General features: G+C 43.9%; 23 protein-coding genes. 17 read left to right on the plus strand and 6 right to left on the minus strand.

Features of this window, described 5'->3' with window-relative positions:
- Nucleotides 1-77: 77 nt before the first annotated feature.
- Genes uvrC through BFP72_RS18805 form a run of 3 tightly spaced genes read right to left on the minus strand, consistent with a single transcriptional unit; the run spans nt 78 to nt 6,786 of the window.
- Complete coding sequence (gene uvrC / locus BFP72_RS18795) at nt 78-1,877, minus strand: excinuclease ABC subunit UvrC (RefSeq protein ID WP_099600618.1); 1,800 nt, start codon at nt 1,875-1,877, stop codon at nt 78-80.
- An 11-nt stretch (nt 1,878-1,888) separates the two neighbouring features.
- Entirely contained in the window at nt 1,889-4,162 is a 2,274-nt protein-coding gene (locus BFP72_RS18800; protein ID WP_255397260.1) for a transglycosylase domain-containing protein, read from the minus strand.
- Entirely contained in the window at nt 4,159-6,786 is a 2,628-nt protein-coding gene (locus tag BFP72_RS18805) for a hypothetical protein (RefSeq protein ID WP_143520135.1), read from the minus strand. The genes BFP72_RS18800 and BFP72_RS18805 overlap by 4 nt, the downstream gene beginning before the upstream one ends.
- A 228-nt stretch (nt 6,787-7,014) precedes the next feature.
- Here BFP72_RS18805 and BFP72_RS18810 point away from each other — a divergent pair, with 228 nt between their 5' ends.
- The 17 genes from BFP72_RS18810 to BFP72_RS18890 all read left to right on the plus strand — a co-directional run bounded on the left by BFP72_RS18810 (nt 7,015) and on the right by BFP72_RS18890 (nt 18,678).
- On the plus strand, nt 7,015-7,764 hold the full coding sequence (locus BFP72_RS18810) for a M23 family metallopeptidase (RefSeq protein ID WP_255397261.1): 750 nt from the start codon (nt 7,015-7,017) through the stop codon (nt 7,762-7,764).
- Between the two features lie 32 nt (nt 7,765-7,796).
- Entirely contained in the window at nt 7,797-8,198 is a 402-nt protein-coding gene (locus BFP72_RS18815) for a polymer-forming cytoskeletal protein (RefSeq protein WP_369824145.1), read from the plus strand.
- Between the two features lie 19 nt (nt 8,199-8,217).
- Nucleotides 8,218-8,394: an AtpZ/AtpI family protein gene (locus BFP72_RS19475; RefSeq protein WP_143520136.1), complete on the plus strand. Its 177-nt coding sequence runs from the start codon at nt 8,218-8,220 to the stop codon at nt 8,392-8,394.
- Between the two features lies 1 nt (nt 8,395).
- Nucleotides 8,396-8,773 (plus strand): hypothetical protein, encoded by a 378-nt coding sequence (locus tag BFP72_RS18825; protein ID WP_099600623.1) that lies wholly within the window; start codon nt 8,396-8,398, stop codon nt 8,771-8,773.
- A gap of 6 nt (nt 8,774-8,779) precedes the next feature.
- On the plus strand, nt 8,780-9,799 hold the full coding sequence (gene atpB / locus BFP72_RS18830) for a F0F1 ATP synthase subunit A (protein WP_099600624.1): 1,020 nt from the start codon (nt 8,780-8,782) through the stop codon (nt 9,797-9,799).
- 33 nt (nt 9,800-9,832) lie between these two features.
- Nucleotides 9,833-10,075, plus strand: coding sequence for an ATP synthase F0 subunit C (gene atpE / locus BFP72_RS18835; RefSeq protein ID WP_099600625.1), 243 nt, complete (start codon nt 9,833-9,835; stop codon nt 10,073-10,075).
- Nucleotides 10,076-10,146: 71 nt separating this feature from the next.
- Nucleotides 10,147-10,641, plus strand: a complete 495-nt coding sequence (gene atpF, locus BFP72_RS18840) for a F0F1 ATP synthase subunit B (protein ID WP_099600626.1) — start codon at nt 10,147-10,149, stop codon at nt 10,639-10,641.
- Between the two features lies 1 nt (nt 10,642).
- Nucleotides 10,643-11,200: an ATP synthase F1 subunit delta gene (gene atpH / locus BFP72_RS18845; protein WP_099600627.1), complete on the plus strand. Its 558-nt coding sequence runs from the start codon at nt 10,643-10,645 to the stop codon at nt 11,198-11,200.
- 40 nt (nt 11,201-11,240) lie between these two features.
- Entirely contained in the window at nt 11,241-12,827 is a 1,587-nt protein-coding gene (gene atpA, locus BFP72_RS18850; RefSeq protein WP_099600628.1) for a F0F1 ATP synthase subunit alpha, read from the plus strand.
- 6 nt (nt 12,828-12,833) lie between these two features.
- The gene (gene atpG, locus BFP72_RS18855; RefSeq protein WP_099600629.1) at nt 12,834-13,727 is read left to right on the plus strand and encodes an ATP synthase F1 subunit gamma; all 894 of its coding nucleotides are present in this window, start codon (nt 12,834-12,836) and stop codon (nt 13,725-13,727) included.
- Between the two features lie 72 nt (nt 13,728-13,799).
- A complete protein-coding gene (locus BFP72_RS18860) occupies nt 13,800-14,639 on the plus strand; it encodes a hypothetical protein (RefSeq protein WP_143520137.1) in 840 nt (279 codons plus the stop codon).
- Complete coding sequence (locus BFP72_RS18865) at nt 14,636-15,265, plus strand: class I SAM-dependent methyltransferase (RefSeq protein WP_099600631.1); 630 nt, start codon at nt 14,636-14,638, stop codon at nt 15,263-15,265. The genes BFP72_RS18860 and BFP72_RS18865 overlap by 4 nt, the downstream gene beginning before the upstream one ends.
- A gap of 61 nt (nt 15,266-15,326) precedes the next feature.
- Nucleotides 15,327-15,890, plus strand: coding sequence for an RNA polymerase sigma factor (locus tag BFP72_RS18870; protein WP_158233466.1), 564 nt, complete (start codon nt 15,327-15,329; stop codon nt 15,888-15,890).
- Nucleotides 15,883-16,380, plus strand: a complete 498-nt coding sequence (locus BFP72_RS18875) for a hypothetical protein (protein ID WP_143520138.1) — start codon at nt 15,883-15,885, stop codon at nt 16,378-16,380. Before BFP72_RS18870 ends, BFP72_RS18875 begins: the two co-directional genes overlap by 8 nt.
- Nucleotides 16,364-17,500 (plus strand): hypothetical protein, encoded by a 1,137-nt coding sequence (locus BFP72_RS18880; RefSeq protein WP_099600633.1) that lies wholly within the window; start codon nt 16,364-16,366, stop codon nt 17,498-17,500. Before BFP72_RS18875 ends, BFP72_RS18880 begins: the two co-directional genes overlap by 17 nt.
- The gene (locus BFP72_RS18885) at nt 17,497-18,027 is read left to right on the plus strand and encodes a hypothetical protein (RefSeq protein ID WP_099600634.1); all 531 of its coding nucleotides are present in this window, start codon (nt 17,497-17,499) and stop codon (nt 18,025-18,027) included. Before BFP72_RS18880 ends, BFP72_RS18885 begins: the two co-directional genes overlap by 4 nt.
- 3 nt (nt 18,028-18,030) lie before the next feature.
- On the plus strand, nt 18,031-18,678 hold the full coding sequence (locus BFP72_RS18890; protein WP_099600635.1) for a hypothetical protein: 648 nt from the start codon (nt 18,031-18,033) through the stop codon (nt 18,676-18,678).
- Here BFP72_RS18890 and BFP72_RS18895 read toward each other — a convergent pair.
- From BFP72_RS18895 to recJ, 3 genes are read right to left on the minus strand one after another with little or no spacing between them, the layout of a single operon-like run.
- Complete coding sequence (locus BFP72_RS18895; RefSeq protein WP_255397262.1) at nt 18,675-20,168, minus strand: GH3 auxin-responsive promoter family protein; 1,494 nt, start codon at nt 20,166-20,168, stop codon at nt 18,675-18,677. The two genes, BFP72_RS18890 and BFP72_RS18895, sit on opposite strands and share 4 nt — an antisense overlap.
- A gap of 39 nt (nt 20,169-20,207) precedes the next feature.
- Complete coding sequence (gene lptB, locus BFP72_RS18900) at nt 20,208-20,939, minus strand: LPS export ABC transporter ATP-binding protein (protein WP_099600637.1); 732 nt, start codon at nt 20,937-20,939, stop codon at nt 20,208-20,210.
- Nucleotides 20,940-20,989: 50 nt separating this feature from the next.
- Entirely contained in the window at nt 20,990-22,696 is a 1,707-nt protein-coding gene (recJ, locus tag BFP72_RS18905) for a single-stranded-DNA-specific exonuclease RecJ (protein WP_099600638.1), read from the minus strand.
- Nucleotides 22,697-23,192 lie beyond the last annotated feature (496 nt).

Here is a 23,192-nt window from a genome sequence, read left to right on the forward strand (position 1 = left end):
AATGTTTAAAAGAAGTAAAAGACCGCTTTCCATGGCGGTCTTTTTGTTTTTCAAAGGGTGTGGTTGGAACCTCTAGTTTACATATTGTTATGGATGTATGCTAGGACAACCTTTGCCTTGGCAGGTCCAATCAAGCCTGCCAATTCTTCTTCGCTTGCTTTTGATATTTTTTTGAAGGACTTGTACTCCTGTAGGAGTATCGTTCGGGTTTTTTTCCCGATACCTCGAATGCTATCGAGTTCTGATTCTGTTTGTCCCTTGCTACGCAAGTCTCTGTGAAAAGTGATGGCAAAGCGGTGTGCCTCGTCTCGCAACTGCTGAATGAGTTTGAGCGATTCAGATTTTTTGCTGATATGTACTGGAATAGAGTCTTCGGGATAATAGATCTCCTCTAGTCGCTTGGCGATTCCAATGATAGGGATCTGATGATACAGGCCGAGGCTTTTCAATGCTTCGCAGGCGGCGCTGAGCTGGCCTTTGCCTCCATCAACTATAATCAGCTGAGGGTAGGGTAGTTTTTCTTCTTGGAGGCGCTTGTACCGGCGTGTTACGATTTCATTCATCGAGCCAAAATCATCCGGGCCTACGATGGTTTTGATTTTGAAGTGCCTGTAGTCTTTTTTGGAAGGTTTTCCTTTTTTGAAGCACACCATCGAGGCGACAGGGTTGGTGCCTTGGATGTTGGAATTGTCGAAGCACTCGATGTGATTGGGGAGCTCTTTGAGTTTGAGGTCGGTTTGTAGCTGCTTGACTACTCTGTTGCCTTTGTCTAGTGCTGCTTCTGCTTTGTTGATAGCGTTCTTTTTTTGCGCGAGTGCATTTTTGTAAGACAGGTTGACGAGCGTTTTTTTGTCTCCTATCTTAGGTACGACGATTTCTATTTCTTCTGTCCAACTTTCGAATGCTATATTAGAGAGAATCACACGGGACTTGCTTTCAAATTGCTCTCGCATTTGGATGCATACCAATTGCAAGATTTCTGCTTCGGGTTCATCGAGCTTCTTCTTGATCTCGATCGAGTGTGAGATGTTAATCATACCTTGGTCTACCCGCATGTAGTTGAGGTAGGCTTTTTGATCTGCGCTGGTCAGGGTAATGATGTCGATGTTGCGCAGACTGGTACTGACGATGACTGTCTTGTTTTGAAATTTATCCAACAAGTCGATCTTGTTTTTGTAGATAAGGGCATCTTCAAACTTGAGTGCCTGTGCGGCAAGGTTCATTTCTTCGGCAAACACATCTTTGACACTTTTCAGGTTGCCCTTGAGTATATGACGAACTTGTGAAATTTCATCCATGTAATCTGCCTCACTTTGTAGTCCCTCACAGGGACCTAGGCAGTTGGCTATGTGGTACTCTAGGCATACTTTGAATTTTCCTGACTGTATGTTTTCTTCTGTCAAGGAATAATTGCACGTACGGATTTTGTACAGTTTCTGTATCAGCTCGAGAACGCTGTTGAGCGCTTTTACATTGGTGTATGGACCGAAGTGCTCACCTTCTGTTTTGTCAAGTCGTCGTGTCGAGTATACTTTGGGGAAGCGATCCTTAGAGATACAAACATAAGGGAAGGTCTTGTCGTCCTTGAGTAGAATGTTGAAGCGTGGTTGGTTCTCCTTGATGAGGTTGTTTTCCAAGAGCAAGGCATCGAATTCAGAGTTGACTACTACAAATTCGATACGGTGGATGTCCTGGACAAGCTTGCGAGTTTTGAGGCTCAGTCCTGTTTGTTTGTTGAAGTAGCTAGAGACTCGTTTCTTTAGATTCTTGGCTTTTCCTACATAGATGAGTGTATCTTTTTGGTTGTAGTATTTGTAAACCCCAGGATCTGAGGGCAACTGCCGTATACTTTCCTTGATGGATACCGAATCATTCAAAATCTACTCCCTTAGTATATGTCTAAATCACCATAGTCATCTACCCCTGTATCTAGCGAATCACTCTCTGCAGTGACACCGTTGTATCGGTCACAGTCGAGTTCTACACCGAGAGGTTGCGCAGGCTTGCGGAAGAAACCCTTTTCTACACCGATCAGAGGGTCAGCGTATACTTTGAGCATGAATTTTTCCCAAATCGGTCTGGCGGTTCTGGCGCCTTGTCCCATGGACCAGTTTCGGAAATGAACGTAGCGATCATCTCCTCCTACCCAAGCACCTCCTACGAGGTTGTGCGTTACTCCCATAAACCAACCGTCAGAAGCATTTTGTGTAGTCCCTGTCTTGGCACCTATGTCGTTGTTTTGCTTGAGAGACCATGCCAATCCCCGCCCTGTACCCCCTTCTTCTTCCACAGCTCCTTTGAGCATGTGCAACATGAGGTAGGCAGTTTTTTCGCTGATGGCTTCTCTTCTTTTGGGGATGAAATCTTCCAATACGACACCATTTTTGTCTTCGATGCGAGTGATGTAGTAAGGCTCTGTCCATGTACCTTGATTGACAAATGTCGAATATGCTCCGACCAACTCGTAGAGAGATACATCTCCTCCAGCACCGAGGCAGAGAGAAGGCACTGCGGCTAATGGACTCTCGATCCCACAGGCATGTGCCATGTCGACGGCTGCTCGTGGACTGATTTTTTGCATGATGTTGGCCGTGATGGAGTTGACAGAGCTCGCCATGGCTTTACGTATCGTCATCGTTTCGCCCGAATATTTACCGTCTGCATTTTGAGGGGTCCATGTAGGGTTGGCAGGGTCATCTAGTACCCAAGTCACTGGGGCATCTACGACAGGAAAGCATGGAGAATAACCAAGGTCAATTGCTGCGGCATAGACAAAGGGTTTGAAAGTAGATCCCGGTTGACGTTTGCCTTGTTTGACGTGATCATATTTGAAGTATTTGTGATCGATTCCTCCTACCCAAGCTTTGATATGTCCTGTTTGTGGTTCCATAGACATGAAGCCCGCTTGGAGAAACTGCTTGTAGTATTTGAGTGAGTCGACCAAGCTAAAGGTCGTATCTATGTCGCCATTGTAAGAAAAGACGGTCATTTTTTTGGGAAGGTTGAGGTAGTACTCGAGTGAGTCAGATTTCTCCCCATACTTCTGTGCCAGTTGACGGTAATTTGGAGTACGCTTGATGGTCATGTCGATGAAATTTAGGATTTCATTGCCATCCTTGTCTATCCAAGGCGCATGTCCTTGCAAGTGCTTGTTGAAGATGTATTGTAGCGTATCCATGTGTTCATTGACGGCTGTTTCGGCGTAAGCCTGCATACGGCTATCAATCGTCGTATAGATTTTAAGACCGTCAGAGAAGAGGTCGAAATCGTTTTTTTTACACCAAGCCATGAGGTCTCTTCGTATGACAGTTCTAAAGTAGGTCGCGAGTCCTTGGTTTTGGTTAGCGACTTTGTACTGTAGACCAAAATCTGATACGATCAAGGTGTCGTAAGAGGCCTTGTCTATTTTGCCGTACTTATGTAGGTTGTAGAGGACCTCTGTACGTTTGGCACGAGCAAACTCAGGGTTGGTCACTGGGTTGTACTTTGTCGGTTTGTTGATGAGTGCAACCAAGATGGCGGATTCTTTGTAGTTGAGCTCAGAAGGGAGCTTGTTGAAATAGGTTTGTGCTGCGACCTGTATACCATAAGAGTTTGATCCATACTCTATGGTGTTGAGATACATGGCTAAGATTTCTTCTTTGGTATAAGAGGTCTCTAGTTGGAGAGCAATGATCCACTCTTTGATCTTGGTGATGATTTGCCCGATCTTTCGGTTGGAGTAGAGACTGCCTTGATTGTCAGTCGAGGTGCCGTACAGATTTTCGGCAAGTTGCATTGTGAGTGTGCTTCCTCCTCCTTTGAACTGAAATGTCAATATTCCTGAAGCAGCTCTCATCAATCCTCTCAAATCAATGCCAGGGTGTTTGGTAAAACGGATGTCTTCGGTGACGAGCAATGTGGTGATGAGTTCTTGAGAGAGTTCATTGTAGCTGATTGCCGTGCGATTGTGGCGAAAATACTTCCCCAAAGAAACGCCATCCGACGACATGAGCTCAGAGGATAAGTCTGCCTCGGGTCTTTCTAGACTTTGGAGACTTGGTAGTCCGCCAAACAAACCGAAGGCATCGTTTTTGATCGCTGTGATGACAGTACACCCTCCGATCAATACAGAGAGAACGACGGCCCAAACCAGGTATATTAGGATTTTGTAGATGTTCATTTTACAGGGTAATTTTTACGATAAAATGTAAGGTAAGTGTCCAGCTCTTTCGTCTGATAGAAGATGTTGAAGTTCTCTTTTGTGATGACGAAATTATAGAATTTGCCACTCTTATTTATTTTTTTGCTTGGCTTTTGCTCCGAAACTATGTCGTCAAATGCCAGAGCAGATTGCTTGTCTGAGAATTCAGAGATGAGAATCATGGAGTATTTTTCGTCAAGAAGGAGGTTGCCGATGGTCATGTTGGGTTGATTCTTTGGGATGAGAGGTTTGAAATAGTCTGGTAAGGTGTGAGCGAGCTCGGTGTCTGTTTCGTACACGAATACGAAAAAGTGCGGCTGGTTGAACTTCTTGATGAACTGGGCTCTGCTACTGTTGACTAGATTGATTTGATATTGTTCGGAAGATTTAATGAGCATTTCTACGTGCGGCACAAGCTCACTGTCTTCGTATTCCTTTAGGAAGTTTTTGAGAGCTGCTTCGTAGGTGTAGGCAGACTCAGTCTCAGCATGGATGAGGATTTTGAGTAGTTGTACATTGTCCACGAAATCGTTGTCCGGGTACTCAGCTAGGCCGTCATTGAGAAGTGTGAGTGCTTCGGGGTAATTTTCGTCTTGGTAGAGCTGATACGCTTGAGCATAGACTTTTTTGAGTTTTTCACTCGCCATGCTCGATTCTGCACGGTAGTTTGGGTTGAGGATCAGCTTGGCATAGATGCTTTCGGGGGCTTGATTGAGTAGTAGGTTTTTGTAGTATTCGGACTGGGGCATATTTTGTAGGTCTTCTAGGATGAGGTAGAGAAGGTACCATACTTCGTATTTGTGTTCGGTATCTGGAAATCTCTCCAAGAGTATTTCGAAAGTTTCTACGGAGTTGTTTTTCTCATTGAGGTCAAAATTGTAAATATTACCGAGCTCATACAGTGCTTGTTCAATCTCTACAAGTAGAGCAGCTTGTTGTTCGGCAGTAGCGGGGACAGTCGCCATCAAGGTGCTTTTGTCAAGCCCTGATACCGTGCCCCCTTCGGAGTGTTCCTCATCCTTTGTTGTTGGTTTTTCTTTAGGTTTGGGAGTGGTGTTGCGCCCATCACTGAGTGCTGCTTCGCCCTCCTTGGCTTCTTCGGTCAGGTTGGAGGGTTTGAGAGATCTGCGCCAGTTGTCCTCAAGGGGACGATCCCCCCAGACGCTTACAAACTCTGACTTGCCCCGTGATACTGAGCTGGGATTGTAAAAGTACCATACCGAACCATCGTAGTTGTTGCTCCCGAAGGTGTGGTCCTCAGTGTTTCCAAATGAGCCAGTAAACTGCTTTGCAGAGGCTTGTTGTTTTTTGCGTTTCTCTTCTGCCTTTTGACGCAGGATAGCAGCTTGCTCTTCTTGGGCGATGTATTCATCTAGGTATAGATTGAGTGCTTCCGTTGACAAAGAAGCGAGATGCAGCAAGCTGTCATTGGTGTGGATGATATCGAGTTGTTTCACGAAGTTGGTTAGTACTTCGGAGCGTTGTGCAATTGCAGCATATTCTACTTCGTCTTGTGGCAAGACGCTCATTGTACTGTCATAATAGAGCTTAGCGATTTCGTATTCTGCAAGACTGTCGTAGTAGATTTTACCAAGTTCCCAGTATGAGTGAGCCTTTTGACGGTTGTTGTTGACACTGGTTCGAATCGATGAGTTGTAGTATGACATGCCGAGTTCGAGGTGGTAATGACGCACTTCGAACTGAGCCATTTCGTAGTAGATTTTGTCTTTATATTCCTCGTTTTTTCGATCCTTGAGTAGTTTTCTAAAGTATTTGCGGACTTTCTTGATGTCGTTGTTTTTGGTCAATCGACTCACTTGTGCCATGTTGAGTTTGGTGTAGAAAGCGAGCTCGTACTCTGGGTTGCTTTTCAAGGTTTCCTTGTAATAGGAGTATGCCTCTGACTCAAATCCTAAGGATTGATATACCTGTCCGATGATGAAGTTGATGCGTGCACGTTCCTTGCCATGTGTGATGAGAGGTACAGCTTGTGTCAGGTTTTTTACCATGTTGTTGAGATCGTCCGTTTTTTGATACAGATAGCCTCTAGTCAAATAGAGGTTTTTGAGGTTTTTTTTGTTTAGGTTCTCTCTTTTGAGGTAGTCAGAGACTGCGATGGCATTGTTGATTTCTTCATACTCGATGAATGTACGCATGAGAGCTACCAAGGCTTCATGCTTTTCGTTATCTCCGAGTCCTTTGGTATTGACATATTTGAAGGTCTCTATGGCATTGACAAAATCCAAGCTATAAAATCGCGCTTTGCCAATGAGCAAGTAGGAATTGTCCTCCCAATTAGAACCGCGATGGAGTTGGATGGCGAGTGATGCTTTGGTGATGCAGTGTTCGATTTGCTCGTTGTAAGACTGAGCTAAAATGCTGTCAAAAGGAGCAAAAACTGGCAAAATTAGGTTGTAGTTCCACTCGTAGCTCTCTTCGATGATCTCTTCGATCTGCTTGATGTCCTCGTTGGCGATGAAGTACGCATTGTAATGAGAAGAAGTGTTGTGATAGACATTGCTAAAAGCATTGTTTCTTTCGGGTGCGCAGCGAGAGCATGCCAAGGCACAAATGATGAGAAATAAGAGGCTTGCTTTGTTCAACGCTTCGACAACTTGGAGATTTCGGATAGTTTGCAATTAATACAATATTGCAATAGTAAATATCTATTAATATATAATTTTACCGCAAATAATAAGTACCACTAATTGGAAAACAAGAAAACCTTATCAAATCGCCTTACGACAAAGTATCTACTGATTATCCGTAATGAGGAGAATTTTGCGGAAAAGACAACGTATTCGTTTACTTACGCCAAAATTATTCTTTTTTTGGTATTGATATTCATTGTTTTGTCGGCGATTAGCTTTTCTCTCACTACGACCCTGTTGGAGGAAATGTTTGACCCTCGCTATGCACAGCTCAAAGCGACACGTGATGTGATCGAACTATCGTTGACGGTAGACTCTCTGGAGTCCGAGGTCCTTAAAAAGGAGCAGTTTATCAATAATTTTAAGATGATTGTTTCGGGGGAAGAAGATAAATTCAACGAAGTGGAGGGCTCTGAAAATATAGGCTCCAACGAAATCAAAGCCATCGTGCAGTCCGAGGAAGCCGTCAATGCGGTAGACTCGGAGTTTAGAAAGGAATTTGAAAGCAAGGGAGTGGTGGACCTGCCCTCTCTAGAATCGTCATTGTCTCAGGAATTGCAAGAGTTTTATTTGTTCAAACCGGTCGAAGGTATCGTCTCTGACGGGTTTGATCCTCAAAATGATCACTTGGCCATCGACATAGTCGCCAAGCAGGATGAACCCATCAAGGCCGTAGCAGATGGTACAGTGGTGTTTGCCTCATGGACACAGGACTCTGGATATGTGATTGCGATTCAGCATCGGGGCAACTTGATCTCTATGTATAAGCACAATTCGGAATTATTCAAAAAGGTTGGTAATTTTGTGACAGCAGGCGAGGTGATATCCATCATGGGGAATACTGGCGAATTGACCTCAGGACCTCATCTGCATTTTGAATTATGGTACGATGGTAATCCTATCGACCCAGAGGAGTTCATTAGATTTTAACAGCAGCGATTATGTTCACTAAAAAGCAAGAAATGAAAGAAGTAGAAGAATTGAGTAATTCGAGTAATATCATCGGCAAAGGGACAGTCCTAACAGGTGATATTGAGACTTTTGGAAATATCCGGATAGAGGGCAAAATCGTCGGCAATATGAAAACCAAGTCTAAGGCAGCCTGCGGACATTCGTCACACATCGAGGGCAATATCCTCGCGCAAAACGCAGAGATCGCTGGCACAGTGACAGGGAAGCTGGAGGTGTCCGAACTGCTCATACTCAAGCCTTCTGCTGTCATCAACGGTGACATCATCACCAACAAGCTAATTGTAGAGTCAGGAGCTACTTTCAACGGAGGCTGCAAGATGGGCGTCACCATAAAAGAAATCAAAATTGGAGAACAAGCCGAAGAGCAAACCCACATCAGAAAAGCCGAATAACCAATCGGATTTTGGATATGTGAAATATACAGGGCTAGCATTTGAAATGCTAGCCTTTATATTATTGGGAGTAATGGGGGGCTACAAGCTTGACGAATATTTGGACATGAAGAATCCAATATTTACCATCATTCTCTCTTTGTTTGGAGTTGTTGGCTCTCTTGTAAATCTAATTAGAAAGTTACCCAAAGGTTGATATGTCAAAAGGTCTCATACGGATCACCGTATTTTCTGTGTTTTTGTGGCTGCTCCAATACGCACTCGCTCAGGTAGTCTCTCCAGGTATCGTACATCAGAGTATCGTCTGGATATTGGTTTTCTTTTGGGTGACCAACATGGTCATTCATATATTGTCCCATTTAGCACATGAGCAATTGGAGATGGATATGACGTTGGTTTTGCTGGCAGGAGTTACAGGGCGCTTGCTGATTGCGATTGCTGCGATGGTGACTGTGGCAGTCTTGGGAGTCGCTGATCGTAGCTTGTTTATTATCAATTTTGCAGTGGTCTATTTGTGTTATTTAGTGTTTGAAATCAGTAGTGTATTGTCTAACTTGCGCTCGAATTTGAAGTAAGGGTAAATGAAGAAAATAAAAACCGTTTGTAAGCAGTTTAAGGTCAGTGTATTAGCCTTATTGTTTTTAGCGACTACAAGTGTAAGCGTTTTTGCCTCGGATAGTGAGGAGGGCGCAGCATTTGATCCAGGTGCGATGATCACGCATCACATTGGTGACGATTACATTTGGCACTTTTTTGATGGGCACTATGGTACTTTGTATCTACCCGTCATCCTCTATACCGACCAAGGATTGGAGATTTTTTCTTCCTCCAACTTTTACGATGAGTCCCACCATTTGGTTGAGTACAACGGGTACAAATTGGAGCATGGTCATATTACTGCTCTCGATGGGAGCCACCCTCTTGATTTTTCGATTACCAAAAACGTAGCTTCATTGTTTGTGAGCGCATTCTTGCTTTTGTTGGTGTTCTTCATAGTAGCAAAGGGGTACAAAAACCCAAAGCGAGCTCCTAAAGGGATTCAGTCTTTTTTCGAACCGATCATCATATTTATCAGAGATGAGATTGCTATTCCCAACATTGGTGAGAAGCAGCACAAAAGATTTTTGCCCTTTCTATTGACTTTGTTCTTCTTCATTTGGTTCAACAACCTGCTTGGGTTGATGCCAGGAGGGGCTAACCTAACAGGAAACATCTCGGTGACCTTTGTATTGGCATGTATCGTGCTGATCATCACTTTGTTTAGTACCAAAAAATATTACTGGCAGCACATCTTTGCAACGCCTGGAGTGCCTTGGCCAGTAATGATCATCTTGATTCCTATCGAATTGGTAGGGATTTTGACCAAGCCTTTCTCATTGATGGTCAGACTTTTTGCCAACATTACGGCAGGTCACATCATCATTTTGAGTTTGTTCAGTCTGATCTTCATTTTTGAAAGCATGGCCGTAGCACCAGTGAGTGTGGCATTTGCTATCTTTATGAACTTCTTGGAGCTGTTTGTCGCCCTACTTCAGGCCTATGTGTTTACCTTGCTTAGCGCAATGTATTTCGGATCGGCCGTAGAGGAGGCTCATCACTAGAATTTGAATGTTTAATTTATAAATATAAATACTATGTTAGCAAGTTTGTTAATGGACATGAGCTTAGCAATAATGGGTGCTGGTATCGGTGCTGGTCTTGTTGCAATTGGCGCAGGATTAGGAATTGGTAAAATCGGTGGTTCTGCTATGGAATCAATCGCTAGACAGCCAGAAGCTGGAGGTAAGATCCAAACTGCAATGATTATTGCAGCTGCTCTTATTGAAGGTGTTGCTCTTTTCGGTGTAGTAGTTTGTCTACTTATCTCGTTTAAGTAAAAGCATTAAGTCTCCTCGAAATAGTCGGGGAGACTTTAAATTTTAAATTCATCAAATTAGATATATAAGAAATGGAATTAGTTACTCCAGGTATAGGGTTGATTTTTTGGCAGACGGTAACCTTCTTGATCGTATTGGGTCTGTTGGCTGCATTTGTATGGAGACCGATCACGGATGCACTAAGAGCACGCGAAGGCTTCATTGCGGATTCGTTGGATGCAGCGGAGAATGCAAAGAAAGAAATTGAGCAACTCAAGGCAGACAATGAGTACTTGCTGCAAGAGGCGCGCATCGAGCGTGACAAGATTTTGGCGCAAGCCAATGAGGCAGCCAAGCAAATCAAAGAGTCTGCAAAAGAAGAAACAGCTAAGATCACTGCGAAGATGACTGAGGATGCGAGAGCAATCATCGCATCGGAGAAAAACGCAGCGTTGACTGAAGTAAAGGATTTGGTTTCGTCTCTGTCTCTCGATATTGCCGAAAAGGTGTTAAGAAAGAGTCTTGAAGACAAAAAGGCACAAGAGTCATTGGTGAAAGAATTGATCAAAGACATCAAAGTAAGCTAATATGTCAGAACACAGGATTGCCTCTAGATATGCCAAGTCACTGTTGGATCTCTCGATTGAGAAAGGTGCGATGGAGGACGTAGCAAAGGACATGCAAGGTTTTGTAGCACTATGCAAGACCAATCGTGATCTTGTCATGATGGTCAAAAACCCTATCGTATCTCATGGCAAGAAGCTCGCGATATTGGATCAAGTATTTGAAGGAAAGGTCAACGTTTTGACACTTGCTTTCTTCAAGTTATTGACCAAAAAGAAAAGAGAAAATCACCTTCCCGAAATCGCCAAGGCGTTCGTTGAAGAATACAACGAGCACAAAGGAATCGTGGAATCTACGGTCACTACAGTGACTGCCCTCACTGAGGAGATCAGAAAGGAAGTCAAAGCACTTGTCAATAAAATCACAGGCAAAGAAGTGATTTTGACAGAGCAAATTGATGAAGGTCTGATTGGAGGATTTGTCCTCCGAATTGGTGACAGACAGATCGATGACAGTGTGAGTAGTAAACTAAGAGAGCTGAAATTGAAATTCGGCCAAAGAAATTTTGTAAGTCAAGCCTAATAAGGGCCCATAATAGAAGAATAAGTAAACGTATTATACAATGGCAGATGTAAGACCAGACGAAGTATCAGCAATATTGAGAGAGCAACTCTCAGACTTCAGAACAGAAGCTGAACTCGAAGAAATTGGAACTGTACTCCAGATCGGTGACGGTGTAGCTCGTATCTACGGCTTGACCCAAGCACAATCAGGTGAGCTTTTGGAGTTTGAAGACGGCCTAAAGGCGATGGTTTTGAACTTGGAAGAGGACAACGTAGGAGCGGTACTTTTAGGAGATTCATCAAGAGTAAGAGAAGGTGATACTGTAAAAAGAACCAAGCAAATCGCCTCTATCAAAGCAGGTGACGGTCTATGTGGTAGAGTTGTAGATACACTCGGTAATCCTATCGATGGCAAAGGCCCAATCTCTGGGGAATTATTTGAGATGCCTCTCGAAAGAAAGGCACCAGGCGTGATTTACAGACAGCCTGTCGATGAGCCACTTCAGACGGGTATTACTTCTATTGACTCCATGATTCCGATCGGTAGAGGACAAAGAGAGTTGATCATCGGTGACCGTCAGACAGGTAAGACTGCTGTGGCGATTGATACAATCATCAACCAAAAGGAATTTTATGAAAAAGGCGAGCCGGTGTTTTGTATCTATGTTGCCATCGGACAGAAGGCATCTACAGTAGCAGGTATTGTGAGTGCACTGGACAAAGCTGGAGCGATGGCTTATACGGTTGTCGTGTCTGCTTCTGCAGCTGACCCAGCTCCGATGCAGTTCTTTGCGCCATTTACAGGTGCTGCGATCGGTGAGTATTTCCGAGATACGGGACGTCCAGCATTGGTAGTTTATGATGATTTGTCCAAACAAGCAGTGGCTTACCGTGAGGTTTCTCTTCTGTTGAGAAGACCTCCAGGGCGTGAGGCATACCCTGGTGATGTGTTTTACCTTCACTCAAGATTGCTCGAGAGAGCTGCGAAGTTGAATGAAAATGACAACATCGCTCAGGATATGAATGACTTGCCAGAGTCTCTCAAAGGTAAAGTGAAAGGAGGGGGGTCATTGACCGCACTTCCGATTATTGAGACGGCTGCAGGTGACGTATCGGCTTATATCCCGACCAATGTGATTTCTATTACTGATGGTCAGATCTTTTTGGAAACGAATCTCTTCAACTCAGGTATCAGACCTGCGATCAACGTGGGTATTTCTGTATCTCGTGTGGGAGGATCTGCTCAGATCAAATCGATGAAGAAGGTAGCAGGTACCTTGAAATTGGATCAAGCACAGTTTAGAGAGCTAGAGGCATTTGCCAAGTTTGGGTCTGACCTAGACGCTGCAACCAAACTGACGATCGAAAGAGGCCAGAAAAACCAAGAGATCTTGAAGCAAGCGCAATATTCTCCGATCCCAGTGGGCGAGCAGGTTGCAATTATCTATGCTTCTACGAAAGGTTTCATGGACAAGGTGCCAGTAGACAAGGCTAGACAATATCAGACAGATTTGATTACCTTGATGAGGTCTCAGCATGCTGATCTGTTGAGTCAGTTGGCGGCTGGTAAGTTTGATGACGAACTGACTGGAAAAGTTGGAGCAGTCGCTCAAGAAGTAGCAAAAACATTTGAAGTAAAAAAATAAGCTGAAATGGCTAATTTGAAGGAAGTAAAGAATAGGATCCAGTCTGTCACCTCGACACAGCAGATCACCAGCGCCATGAAAATGGTCGCGGCTGCCAAGTTGAAACGTGCGCAAGATCGTATCACGCAGATGAGACCCTATTCTCAAAAGCTAACGGGTATTCTACAGAATGTATCTTCGGCACTCGATGGTGAAATCGAAAATGCCTTTGGAGTAACAAGAGAAGTAGAGAACGTCCTGCTGGTGGTCGTGTCTTCTGATAGAGGGCTATGTGGTGCTTTCAACAACAACGTGTTTAAAGCTGCCATCTCTGCGGTCGAAAAGAAGTATTCTTACGAGAACAAGCACGATGGCGTGCATATTCTTCCAATAGGCAAAAAGGCTTTTGAGTACTTTTCTAAAAGAAACTACCAAGTCATAAAGGGCTATCAGGATATGTTTCAGGATTTGACTTTCGATAAAGTGAGAGAAGCGGCAGAGTATGTGATGGAGTCCTTTGAGTCTAGTGCATATGACAAGGTCGATTTGATCTACAATGAATCCAAGAACGTCGCGACCCAGATTGTGCGTACGGAGGAATTCTTGCCTCTACAGTCCGAAAGCGTATCAGAAGAGCGCCCGTCGAAAAGCAACGTAGATTACATCTTTGAACCATCAGCAGAGTATGTGGTCAATGAGCTGATCCCAAAGTCGCTAAAGATTCAATTCTATAAAGCAGTATTGGAGTCGAATGCTTCGGAGCATGGTGCACGTATGACTGCCATGGGCCAAGCTACTGACAATGCAGGAGAATTGTTGAAGCAATTGAAATTGACATACAACAGAACGCGTCAAGCGGCGATCACCAAGGAGATCTTAGAGATTGTTGGAGGTGCAGAAGCATTGGCAAGCGATTCTTAATTCGAATAATATTTGATAAATTGAAAGCCCTGACAGTTTCTGTTAGGGCTTTTTTTGTAACTCTGCTTTGGTTTGAACACTACTCATATTCCCATCATGGTTTTTCGTCTGATGACATGGTTGTCACTAGACATAGCGTTAGGAGCAGTGGTGTTGACACAGAGTATTGCTTACCTCTTTGGGGTGTCGATGGAGCCTTCTGTTTCCTGGGCATTGTTTCTTTGTGTATGGATGATTTATACCCTGGATCATCTACTTGATGCCAAAAAGCTCAAGAAAGAACCCAGCATGCCTCGTCATACCTTTCACTATCGTTTTGCTACCCCTATTTTTGGTGCTCTAATTGTCGTGGCTGCACTGAGTTTGATCCTTGTATTTTATTTGCCTGTCGCTACCCTGCTTTATGGAACGGTAGTGGCAGGGCTCGTAGGTATCTATATCTTGCTGACATGGTGGTTGAGGGTGTTTATCGCCAAAGAGGTTCTCATTGCTACGCTCTATACAGTAGGGGTGTTTTTGGGGCCTTTGTCATCTGGCTTAGTGTGGGATTACTCTGTGGTGGTGGTCTTTGTAGAACTGTGGTTGTTAGCTTTGATCAATTTGATGTTGTTTTCGATGTATGAGCAGGCCAAGGATCAACAAGATGGATTTAGCTCTTGGGCTACCATCTTTGGTCAAAAGCAGTTGGTCAAGATGTTAAAGGGTGCTTTCATTGTTTTGTTTTTTGTGCTACTGTATGGTTTTTGGTATGAGACGGGACGATTTTGGTTTATTTTTCAACTTTTGATCACCGTGATGGGAGGTTTTTTGGCTGTTTTGTTTTTTAGAAGAGAGTTCTTCTACCAAAATGAATCCTATAGGGTGATAGGGGATGCTGTTTTCTTTGTACCTGTTCTTGTCTTTTTGTTTTGAACAATTTTGATTCGATAGCTCCAGTGTATGACGCGTTGGCCAAGGTCGTCTTTTGGGGAGGCATAGAGAGGGCTAACCGGTTTTTTCTCTCAGAGATTCCTTCTGGTAGTCGCATGTTGATTGTAGGAGGAGGGTCTGGAAAAATACTAGAGGACCTCGCCGAATTGTATGATGATTTGCAGATTGTCTATGTGGAAAGTTCCAAGGGGATGATTGATCGTGCGAAACAGAGAAAATCAGGTGTAAATCAAATCACTTTTGTTCATGCTTCTTTTCCACAAGTGACTATCCAGCCACAAGAGTTTGACGTGGTTATGGGACCTTTCTTTTTTGATCTTTTTGATGCGGGGTCTTTGTTGTTGATTTTGGAGACGGTGCGGTACGTACTCAAACACTCGGGCCTGCTGCTGGTCTCGGATTTTCGAATGGAAGAGAAGAGGGGGTGGCACAGGTGGTTGTCATGGAGTATGCATGGTTTTTTTCGCTGTGTGGCAAAGCTGCAAAGCGAGAAGCTGAGGGATTTGGATACAGAGATCATCTCTGCTGGTTTTGCCCCAAAGAAGCAGCGGTGTTTCTATGGCAAATTCATTTTTGCGGCGGTTTATCAGTATACAGGTAATTTGTAGGAGGAAATGGAAACCTTGGGTAATAGGCGGTGTCTATAGGGTAATTAAAACTGACCAATTCGTGCAGAGAGATATTCATAAAGAGATCATCTTGAGGTGTCAAGAGGGGGATCGCAAGGCTCAATCGGAATTGTACCATCTGTATGCCAAAGCGATGTACAACATCTGTCGCAGAATGGTGGCAGATGACGATGAAGCCAAGGACATTTTACAAGATGCGTTTGTAGATGCCTTCATACAAATTAAAAAACTCAAGGATATCAATTTTTTTAGCGCTTGGATCAAAAGAATCACCATCAACAAGTGTCTAAATGCGATGAGAAAGCGCAAAATTTTTGCGCTTTCTCTAGACGAGGGAGAAGAAGTACAAGAGTATGTGGATGCTGTGTCAGATCAGGATTTGGTACAAACGGAGGCTGCCAAAATTATGCAGGCGATAGAACACTTAGCCCCTGGTAGCCGTGCGGTATTGAACTTGTTTTTGTTCGAGGGATATGATCACAAGGAAATTGCTCAGATTCTCAATATTACCGAAGGAGCATCTAAGTCTCAATACAGCAAAGCAAAGCAGAAAATTCGTCATATTATTAACCTTCAAAACACGACAAGTTATGGGAATGGATGAGTGGAAAAACCATGTGGAGTCTAAGCGTGAGTCTTTTGAAATGTATGATGTGCCCAAAGGTACTTGGGATCAGGTCGAGGGGTGGTTGGATGAGGACAATAGGCACATTCGCCTCCCACGTAGATACCTGTGGAGAGGCCTGGTTGGGGCAGCAGCTTTGTTGCTTGCTTTGGGGCTTGGGTTGACTTCTTTGCTAGTGGAGAAGTATCAAGCGACGGCCATATCGCCGGAGTTGGTAGAGGTGCAAAACTATTATCAAGGTGAAATTGCGCTCAAGATGCAACAGGTGTCACATTTGGAGAATTTTGCCGATATATCTCGAGATATGGAAACATTGGACGAGGCTTTCGTCCAAATGAAGAGAGATCTCAATGATAATGTAGACAATCAAGAAGTCATCAACGAGATGATCGAAAATTATAAAATTAAGCTTGAGATACTCGAGAGGATCTTAGAAAGATTGGATCAAAGTGATGCGAAGAAATTGTAGATGGATAGGGATTTGGCTTGTGCTAGGAGGTCTTGCGATTCCACAAGTATGGGCTCAGAGTGATAGCAAGATTACCAAGACGATCCATCGGGCTTTTGTTCTGAAGGAGCATTCGGCTGTGGAGCTGTCCAATAAATATGGTCAGGTGATCGTCAATACTTGGGATGCGGATTCGGCTGTGATACGGGTCGAGATATCAGGCTATGGTAAGTCAGGTGATTCGATGGACAAACTGATCAATCGAGTAGATGTGGATTTCGATCATTTTGGTAGTGTGCTCTCTGCCGAGACGATATTTGATCGCAACTCGAGTGTAGTGAGCCAAATGTGGAACAGCATCAGTGATTATTCCAAAAATCTTGTGAGTAAAAACAAGATTAGTGTTGACTATGAAGTATTCATCCCACGAAAGTGCAAATTGGATGTGACCAATCGCTACGGTGATCTGTTTGTAGATCAGTTTTGGGGAGACGCTCGAATTGATGTGTCTCATGGTGACTTGCAAATCCACGAGCTGCGGGGCAAGTCCAAAGTGTATTTGAGTTATGGAAAAGGGCGGTTCAATAAGCTGTCTGATGCTTATCTGGAGTTGAAAGTGGCAGAAGCGTATGTTGAAGAGGGGAGTATTCTCAGCATTGAAAGCTATACCTCCGAAATCAATTTGGATCGAGCCAAGAGTGTGAAGCTCAATTCCAAGAACGACAATCTGCAGATTGGTCAGGTTATGGCATTGCGTGGTACGGCGACTTTTACCGATATCAAGATCGATAGCATGAGTGATCGAGTGGATTTGACCCTTAACTACGGAGCATGTACGATCAACCACATCAACCCTAACTTTGGGTCGGTGGCTGTACAGTCCAAGCACGCGGATATCAATTTTACCTTTGGTGTAGGTTCATATTTTCAAGCCGAGATCAAAGGAAAAGAAGACCAGATCTATTTGACCAATTCGTTTAGAGGAATGGACAAGGCATATGACATAGAAACCAAAGAAGTTATCATTTTGACTGGGGATATTGGTATATACAAAGGCAAAAAGAGTAAAGTAAATATCGAAGGCACGGGTGGAGACATCTATTTGTTTTTGGAAGAGTCAGGAATGTCAAGGAAGAAATGAGCATAACTAAACTAACCTACGCACTAGTGGTAGTGCTGCTATTCGTATTGAGTCCGCTGTGTACCGAGGCACAGCAATACCATCAATCTGCAGGGGTTCGCTATGGTAGCAAGACCTCTGCGTTGACGTATAAGAAATTTCTCAAAGGTGAGCATGCCATCGAAGCATGGGTAAGTGGACGCGACGAAGGTGTACAGCTTACTACATTGTACCTTCATCATATACCTATGTCAGTAGCCTCTACAGACAATTTTTATTTTTATGTGGGGGTCGGGGGGCATTTGGGCTACCAAAAGAACAAGAAAATCAGCAAAAGAATAGATCAATATTCTCCGGATGATTACTACTATTTCAAGGATGAGTTTGTAGAGATGGGGATAGATGCAATGATCGGAGTGGAGTATCGCTTGTTGCGGATACCTATGTCGGTGAACGTTGACCTCAAACCATATTTGAATTACATCGGATTTAGGAAGCTAGATGGAGATTTTTGGGACGGGGCTATTGGCTTGAAATACATATTCTAAAGTATGAGAAAGAACATATACTTGCTAGTGAGCATGATGATTTGGGGACATTTGGCTTTCGCCCAAAACTACATGGACGATGAAGAAAAGAAGGAGATTAAGTCCTTGATTCATAAGGATAATGACATCACGGGGTTTGGAAGTGCCGATTTCAAAATAGGTTCGGTAAAAGAGAAGCAGTCGCTTCTGGTAGGCGTACATGGCGGGATGCTGATCAACAAAAATGTAATGCTTGGTTTGGGTATGTATGGCTGGGCTATTCGACCGGATTTTGTAGGCGAAACCAACGGAGGCACATCCACCAAACTTGAGATGAATGGAGGCTATGCGGGGCTTTTGCTCGGGTGTAAGCTGTTCCCCAAGGAGATTATACACATTAGTTTACCCGTTTTGGTTGGTGCGGGCAACATTCAGGCACTTGATCCTTATCATTTTGCGAGTTATTATGACGACCGATCCCTTACGGTGGAGAGTTCAAGTTTCTTTGTGGTTGATTCTGCCGCTGAGATAGAAATGAATATTTCGCATCACTTTCGCTTGGCTGTAGGAGCTGGCTATCGTTTCGCTCACGGGCTAGATATGGACAACTTGACCGACGGTGATTTGTCAGATTTTTACGGGATGCTGTCTATACAGTTGGGCAAGTTTTAGTCTTGAGCCTTGAGCATGGCGAGTAGATCGTCGATGTATTCACGATTGTTCGCCAGGCGAGGTACTTTGTTCTGTCCACCAAGTTTGCCGCGCTTTTTCATCCACTGATAAAAGGACCCCGGCTCTGCGATATGCACGACGGGCATTTTCAAGGCAAGATCTTTGTAGCGCTTGGCGTCATAGTCGGAGTTGACTTGTCGTAGTGTCTCATCTAGTATCGTAGTGAAGCGCTCGAGACTCTCTGGTTTTTTATTGAATTCAATCACCCATTCGTGGCTGCCTTCGCTTTTGTCAGTGAAGTACATCGGAGCAGCGGTGAAGTTGTCAATCATAGCACCTGTTTTTTCACAAGCCTCTGATATAGCCGTTTCGGCATTTTCTACGACAAGCTCTTCTCCAAAGGCATTGATGAAATGCTTGGTTCGTCCGGCGATTTTGATGCGGTAGGGAGACAGTGAAGTGAATTTGATCGTGTCCCCTATGCTGTATCTCCAAAGTCCCGCATTGGTGGTGATCAAGAGTGCGTAGATTTGTCCTAGCTCTACATCTTCGAGCCCTATGGCTTTTGGGTTTTCGTTGTGTATTTCCCCATAGGGGATAAACTCGTAGTATATCCCATAGTCGAGCATGAGTAGGAGTTCTTCCGAATCTTTTTGGTCTTGTATACCGAAAAAACCCTCTGATGCATTGTATGTTTCGACATAGCGCATGCCCTGAGAGGGGATGAGTTGTTTGAAGAGGTTACGATAAGGGGTAAACGATACTGCTCCATGAAAGAACACCTCTAGGTTCGGCCAGATCTCAGTGATGTCCTTGGCACCTTTCATTTCCATTAGGCGTTGCAGTAGCAGGATGGTCCAAGTAGGTACGCCTGAGATGCTTGTTACGTTTTCGTCTATGGTTGTTTCTGCGAGTTTCTCGATTTTCTCTTCCCAGTTGTCCATCAGAGCAATCTCTAACGAAGGAGTACGAATGATCTGGGCCCACATCGGGAGGTTTTTCATAATGACTGCTGAGACATCTCCATAGTAGGAGTTGGCTTTTGGGTCGAGTTCGTTGATTTGATGGCTTCCTCCGAGCGCTAGTCCTTTCCCAGAAAACATTTTGGTGTCTGGGTAGTTGTTGGCGTAGATAGAGATCAAGTCTTTACCACCTTTAAAGTGGCACTCATCGAGTGCTTCGGCAGAAACAGGAATGAATTTACTGCGGGCATTGGTTGTTCCAGACGACTTGGCAAACCATTTGACATCCGTCGGCCAAAGCAGCTTCTCTTCTCCTTTCATTCTTCGCTCGATGTAAGGGTAGAGTTTTTCGTAGTTGTGTACAGGGACGTTGTTCCGGTATTGTTCGATGTTCTGGATGTTGGCAAAATCATACTTTTTGCCAAATTCTGTTTTCTTTGCTGTTTGAATTAGCCTGCACCGAATTTCTTCTTGCACGTCAAGGGGATATTTCTGAAAAAGCTCAATTTGGTGTATGCGCTTCTTCATTACCCAGGTGAGTATTGAATTGATGATTTCCAAGCTCGCTTAGATTTTTCGCTTCAGTTCGAAATGTCGACCCAAATAGACCCGGCGGACTTGTTCGTCAGCTGCGAGATCTTCCGCAGTACCAGACTTGAGTAGACTGCCTTCAAACATCAGATAGGCCCTATCGGTGATCGATAGTGTTTCATTTACGTTGTGGTCCGTGATGAGTATGCCGATGTTTTTGTTTTTGAGTTGAGCGACGATACTCTGAATCTCTTCCACTGCGATGGGGTCGACCCCAGCAAAAGGCTCATCCAATAGGACAAAGTGTGGATCGATGGCCAGAGCTCGAGCGATCTCAGTTCTTCTACGTTCCCCTCCAGACAATACTCCTCCGAGGTTTTTGCGGACGTGAGTTAGGCTAAACTCTTCTAGTAGATACTCTACCTTTTCTTTTTGTTCAGCTTTGGAAATGTTTCTCATCTCTAGTACGGAGAGAATGTTTTCTTCTACACTGAGTTTGCGAAAAATGGAAGCTTCTTGTGCGAGGTAGCCCACTCCTTTTTTTGCGCGTTTATACATAGGGAGTTCGGTGATATCCTCATCGTCCAAATAGATATGGCCTTCGTTGGGCTTGACCAACCCTGTGATCATATAAAAGGACGTGGTTTTTCCAGCCCCATTCGGGCCAAGCAACCCTACGATTTCACCTTGATTTACAGTCACGGAGATTCCCTTGACGACTGTGCGTTTCTTGTATTTTTTGATCAGATTCTCTGCCCTTAATTGCATAGATAGAATATTGCTACAGGATGTATTTTGGCAATTTTAATGATAATATTTCAATTGAGGTTTGTCTTCTCACAAACTCTAAGGTCTTTGATCATTAGTTGCAAGGTCGTCTCCCCTCTGAAGTGATTCTCTTCGATAGTATAGATGATATCAAAGGGGGCACTAACTAGCTCTTCGTAGGAGCTCATGCCAAAACCAATAGCATCAAAGACCATACTCCCGTTTTGTTTGATCGCCAATTTGAGATGTTTTTCCTTGAGGACTCGAGGTGCTGTATGTAGTGTTACTCCTCGGCTGACAAATACTGGCTGCATATTCCCTGGTCCAAATGGCCCCATCTGTTTCAAGATACTATTGAATTTTGGTGAAATCTCATCTAACGATAGCTCCATGTCAATGAGGACTTTTTCGATTTTGTCTTCAGGCTTGATTACTTCACTTACTTTTTGCTCAAACGTTTCTTTGAATTTTTTCAATTGAGATTTCTTCATGGTGAGGCCAGCAGCATATTTGTGTCCACCAAATTGTTCCAGATGTTCGCTACATGCTTCGATGGCTGCATAGACATTGAAGCCTTCGATCGATCTAGCAGATCCAGTGATCAGGTTATTAGATTCAGTGAGGATGATAGTGGGACGATAGTAATGCTCGATACAGCGGGAAGCGACGATACCGATGATGCCTTTGTGCCAGTCTTTTTTGAATAGTACTGTTGTATTGTTGTTTGGGTCCCCTTTAGCGATGAGATCCAGCGCCTCCTTTGTTATGGATTCATCGTAAGACTTTCTTTCTTCGTTTTCTAGATTGAGTTTTTCAGCAAAAACCTTGGCCGCCTCGAGGGAGTTTTGTGTGAGAAGATCGAGAGCAGCATCAGCATGACTGATACGGCCAGCGGCATTGATCCGAGGCCCGATTCCAAATACCACATTGGATATGGTCAGTGGAGTTTTTAACCCTGCTTTGGTGATGAGAGCGCTGAGTCCAGGGACAGGGTGGGAATTTAATTTTTTCAAACCAAAGAAAGCCAAGGTTCGGTTTTCCCCAGTGATAGGGACGATGTCTGATGCGATACTTACAGCCACTAGATCCAAAAATTGTAACAGTTGATTTTCATCAATCCCATTTTGAATACTAAAGGCCTCCATTAGCTTATAACCAATCCCACACCCAGACAGTTCTTCATAAGGATAATCACAGTCAGGTTGTTTGGGGTCTAAGATAGCGACTGCTGGAGGGAGTACAGGGCCAGGCAAGTGATGATCACAGATGATTGTATCGATATGATTGGCTGCAGCATGACTGATGGTTTGGACAGCACGTATTCCACAATCCAAGGTGATGATTAGGTCCATTCGATGTTCGATAGCCCAGTCCATGGCCTTCATAGAGACGCCGTAGCCTTCGGTGTACCGGTCGGGTATATAGGTGAAAAGGTTTGAACTGAATGTTTTCAAAAAACTATAGACGAGAGCGACGGATGTCGTCCCATCGACATCATAGTCGCCGTAGATGAGGATTTTTTCATTGTTGAAGATGGCCTGGGTCAGACGCTCTACAGCGATAGACATATTCTTCATATCAAAGGGATCATGACTATCTGTTAGTTCAGGCCGAAAGAATGCTTTGGCTTCATCATAGTTTGAAATCCCTCGTTGTACCAATAGACCAGCAAGGTGCTGACCAATATGCAGAGATTCTTGTAGCGTAGTGACAAGAGACGGATCGGGAGTCTCTTGAATGACCCATTGTTTGTTCATATGGCAAATCTAATATGAGATTGTACAGATTACACCTTCTCTCTTGCTACTCTACTAATATAAGAAACTATAGGTGATTCATGACTTTAGAAGAGTATAGATATCGTGATAGGAATCACACGAGTCGAGCTTTTATGCCTCCTCAAAATTACTTTCATATGTAAGTAATTGCGAGTCATGCAGTTGCGTGATGGTTGTTTGTTTTTATGCAATTATTTGTTTGTGGTGTTAGGAAAAGTGGCGTCGGGTGTTCTATCTTTGCGTCCCGTTAAGGGATAAGGGGACGAAAGGTTTCCGGATTATTTAGTGATATGCCGATGAAGAATGGGTTTAATGTTTTGGTTTTCAGCTGTATGCTAGGGGGCTAAAAGTAATTAAAAATAAACTTCTGAATTGGTTGGGATTTGGAGAAAGCATTCGCTTATCTTTGCGTCCCGTTAAGGGGAAAGCGACAATAGGTTGCTGGAAAATTTTGATGATAAGGTTGAGTGATAAG

The sequence above is a fragment of the Reichenbachiella sp. 5M10 genome, from assembly GCF_002742335.1.
GTDB lineage: Bacteria > Bacteroidota > Bacteroidia > Cytophagales > Cyclobacteriaceae > Reichenbachiella.

Bases quoted from the DNA above. Each gene is read 5' to 3' on its own strand.
- BFP72_RS18885 (WP_099600634.1), top strand. From the start codon at position 17,497: ATGAGCATAACTAAACTAACCTACGCACTAGTGGTAGTGCTGCTATTC.
- atpA (WP_099600628.1), top strand. From the start codon at position 11,241: ATGGCAGATGTAAGACCAGACGAAGTATCAGCAATATTGAGAGAGCAA.
- BFP72_RS18815 (WP_369824145.1), top strand. From the start codon at position 7,797: ATGAAAGAAGTAGAAGAATTGAGTAATTCGAGTAATATCATCGGCAAA.
- BFP72_RS18895 (WP_255397262.1), bottom strand. From the start codon at position 20,168: ATGAAGAAGCGCATACACCAAATTGAGCTTTTTCAGAAATATCCCCTT.
- atpE (WP_099600625.1), top strand. From the start codon at position 9,833: ATGTTAGCAAGTTTGTTAATGGACATGAGCTTAGCAATAATGGGTGCT.
- atpF (WP_099600626.1), top strand. From the start codon at position 10,147: ATGGAATTAGTTACTCCAGGTATAGGGTTGATTTTTTGGCAGACGGTA.
- BFP72_RS18825 (WP_099600623.1), top strand. From the start codon at position 8,396: ATGTCAAAAGGTCTCATACGGATCACCGTATTTTCTGTGTTTTTGTGG.
- atpG (WP_099600629.1), top strand. From the start codon at position 12,834: ATGGCTAATTTGAAGGAAGTAAAGAATAGGATCCAGTCTGTCACCTCG.
- atpH (WP_099600627.1), top strand. From the start codon at position 10,643: ATGTCAGAACACAGGATTGCCTCTAGATATGCCAAGTCACTGTTGGAT.
- BFP72_RS18800 (WP_255397260.1), bottom strand. From the start codon at position 4,162: ATGAACATCTACAAAATCCTAATATACCTGGTTTGGGCCGTCGTTCTC.
- BFP72_RS18875 (WP_143520138.1), top strand. From the start codon at position 15,883: ATGGATGAGTGGAAAAACCATGTGGAGTCTAAGCGTGAGTCTTTTGAA.
- atpB (WP_099600624.1), top strand. From the start codon at position 8,780: ATGAAGAAAATAAAAACCGTTTGTAAGCAGTTTAAGGTCAGTGTATTA.
- BFP72_RS18880 (WP_099600633.1), top strand. From the start codon at position 16,364: ATGCGAAGAAATTGTAGATGGATAGGGATTTGGCTTGTGCTAGGAGGT.
- recJ (WP_099600638.1), bottom strand. From the start codon at position 22,696: ATGAACAAACAATGGGTCATTCAAGAGACTCCCGATCCGTCTCTTGTC.
- BFP72_RS18890 (WP_099600635.1), top strand. From the start codon at position 18,031: ATGAGAAAGAACATATACTTGCTAGTGAGCATGATGATTTGGGGACAT.
- lptB (WP_099600637.1), bottom strand. From the start codon at position 20,939: ATGCAATTAAGGGCAGAGAATCTGATCAAAAAATACAAGAAACGCACA.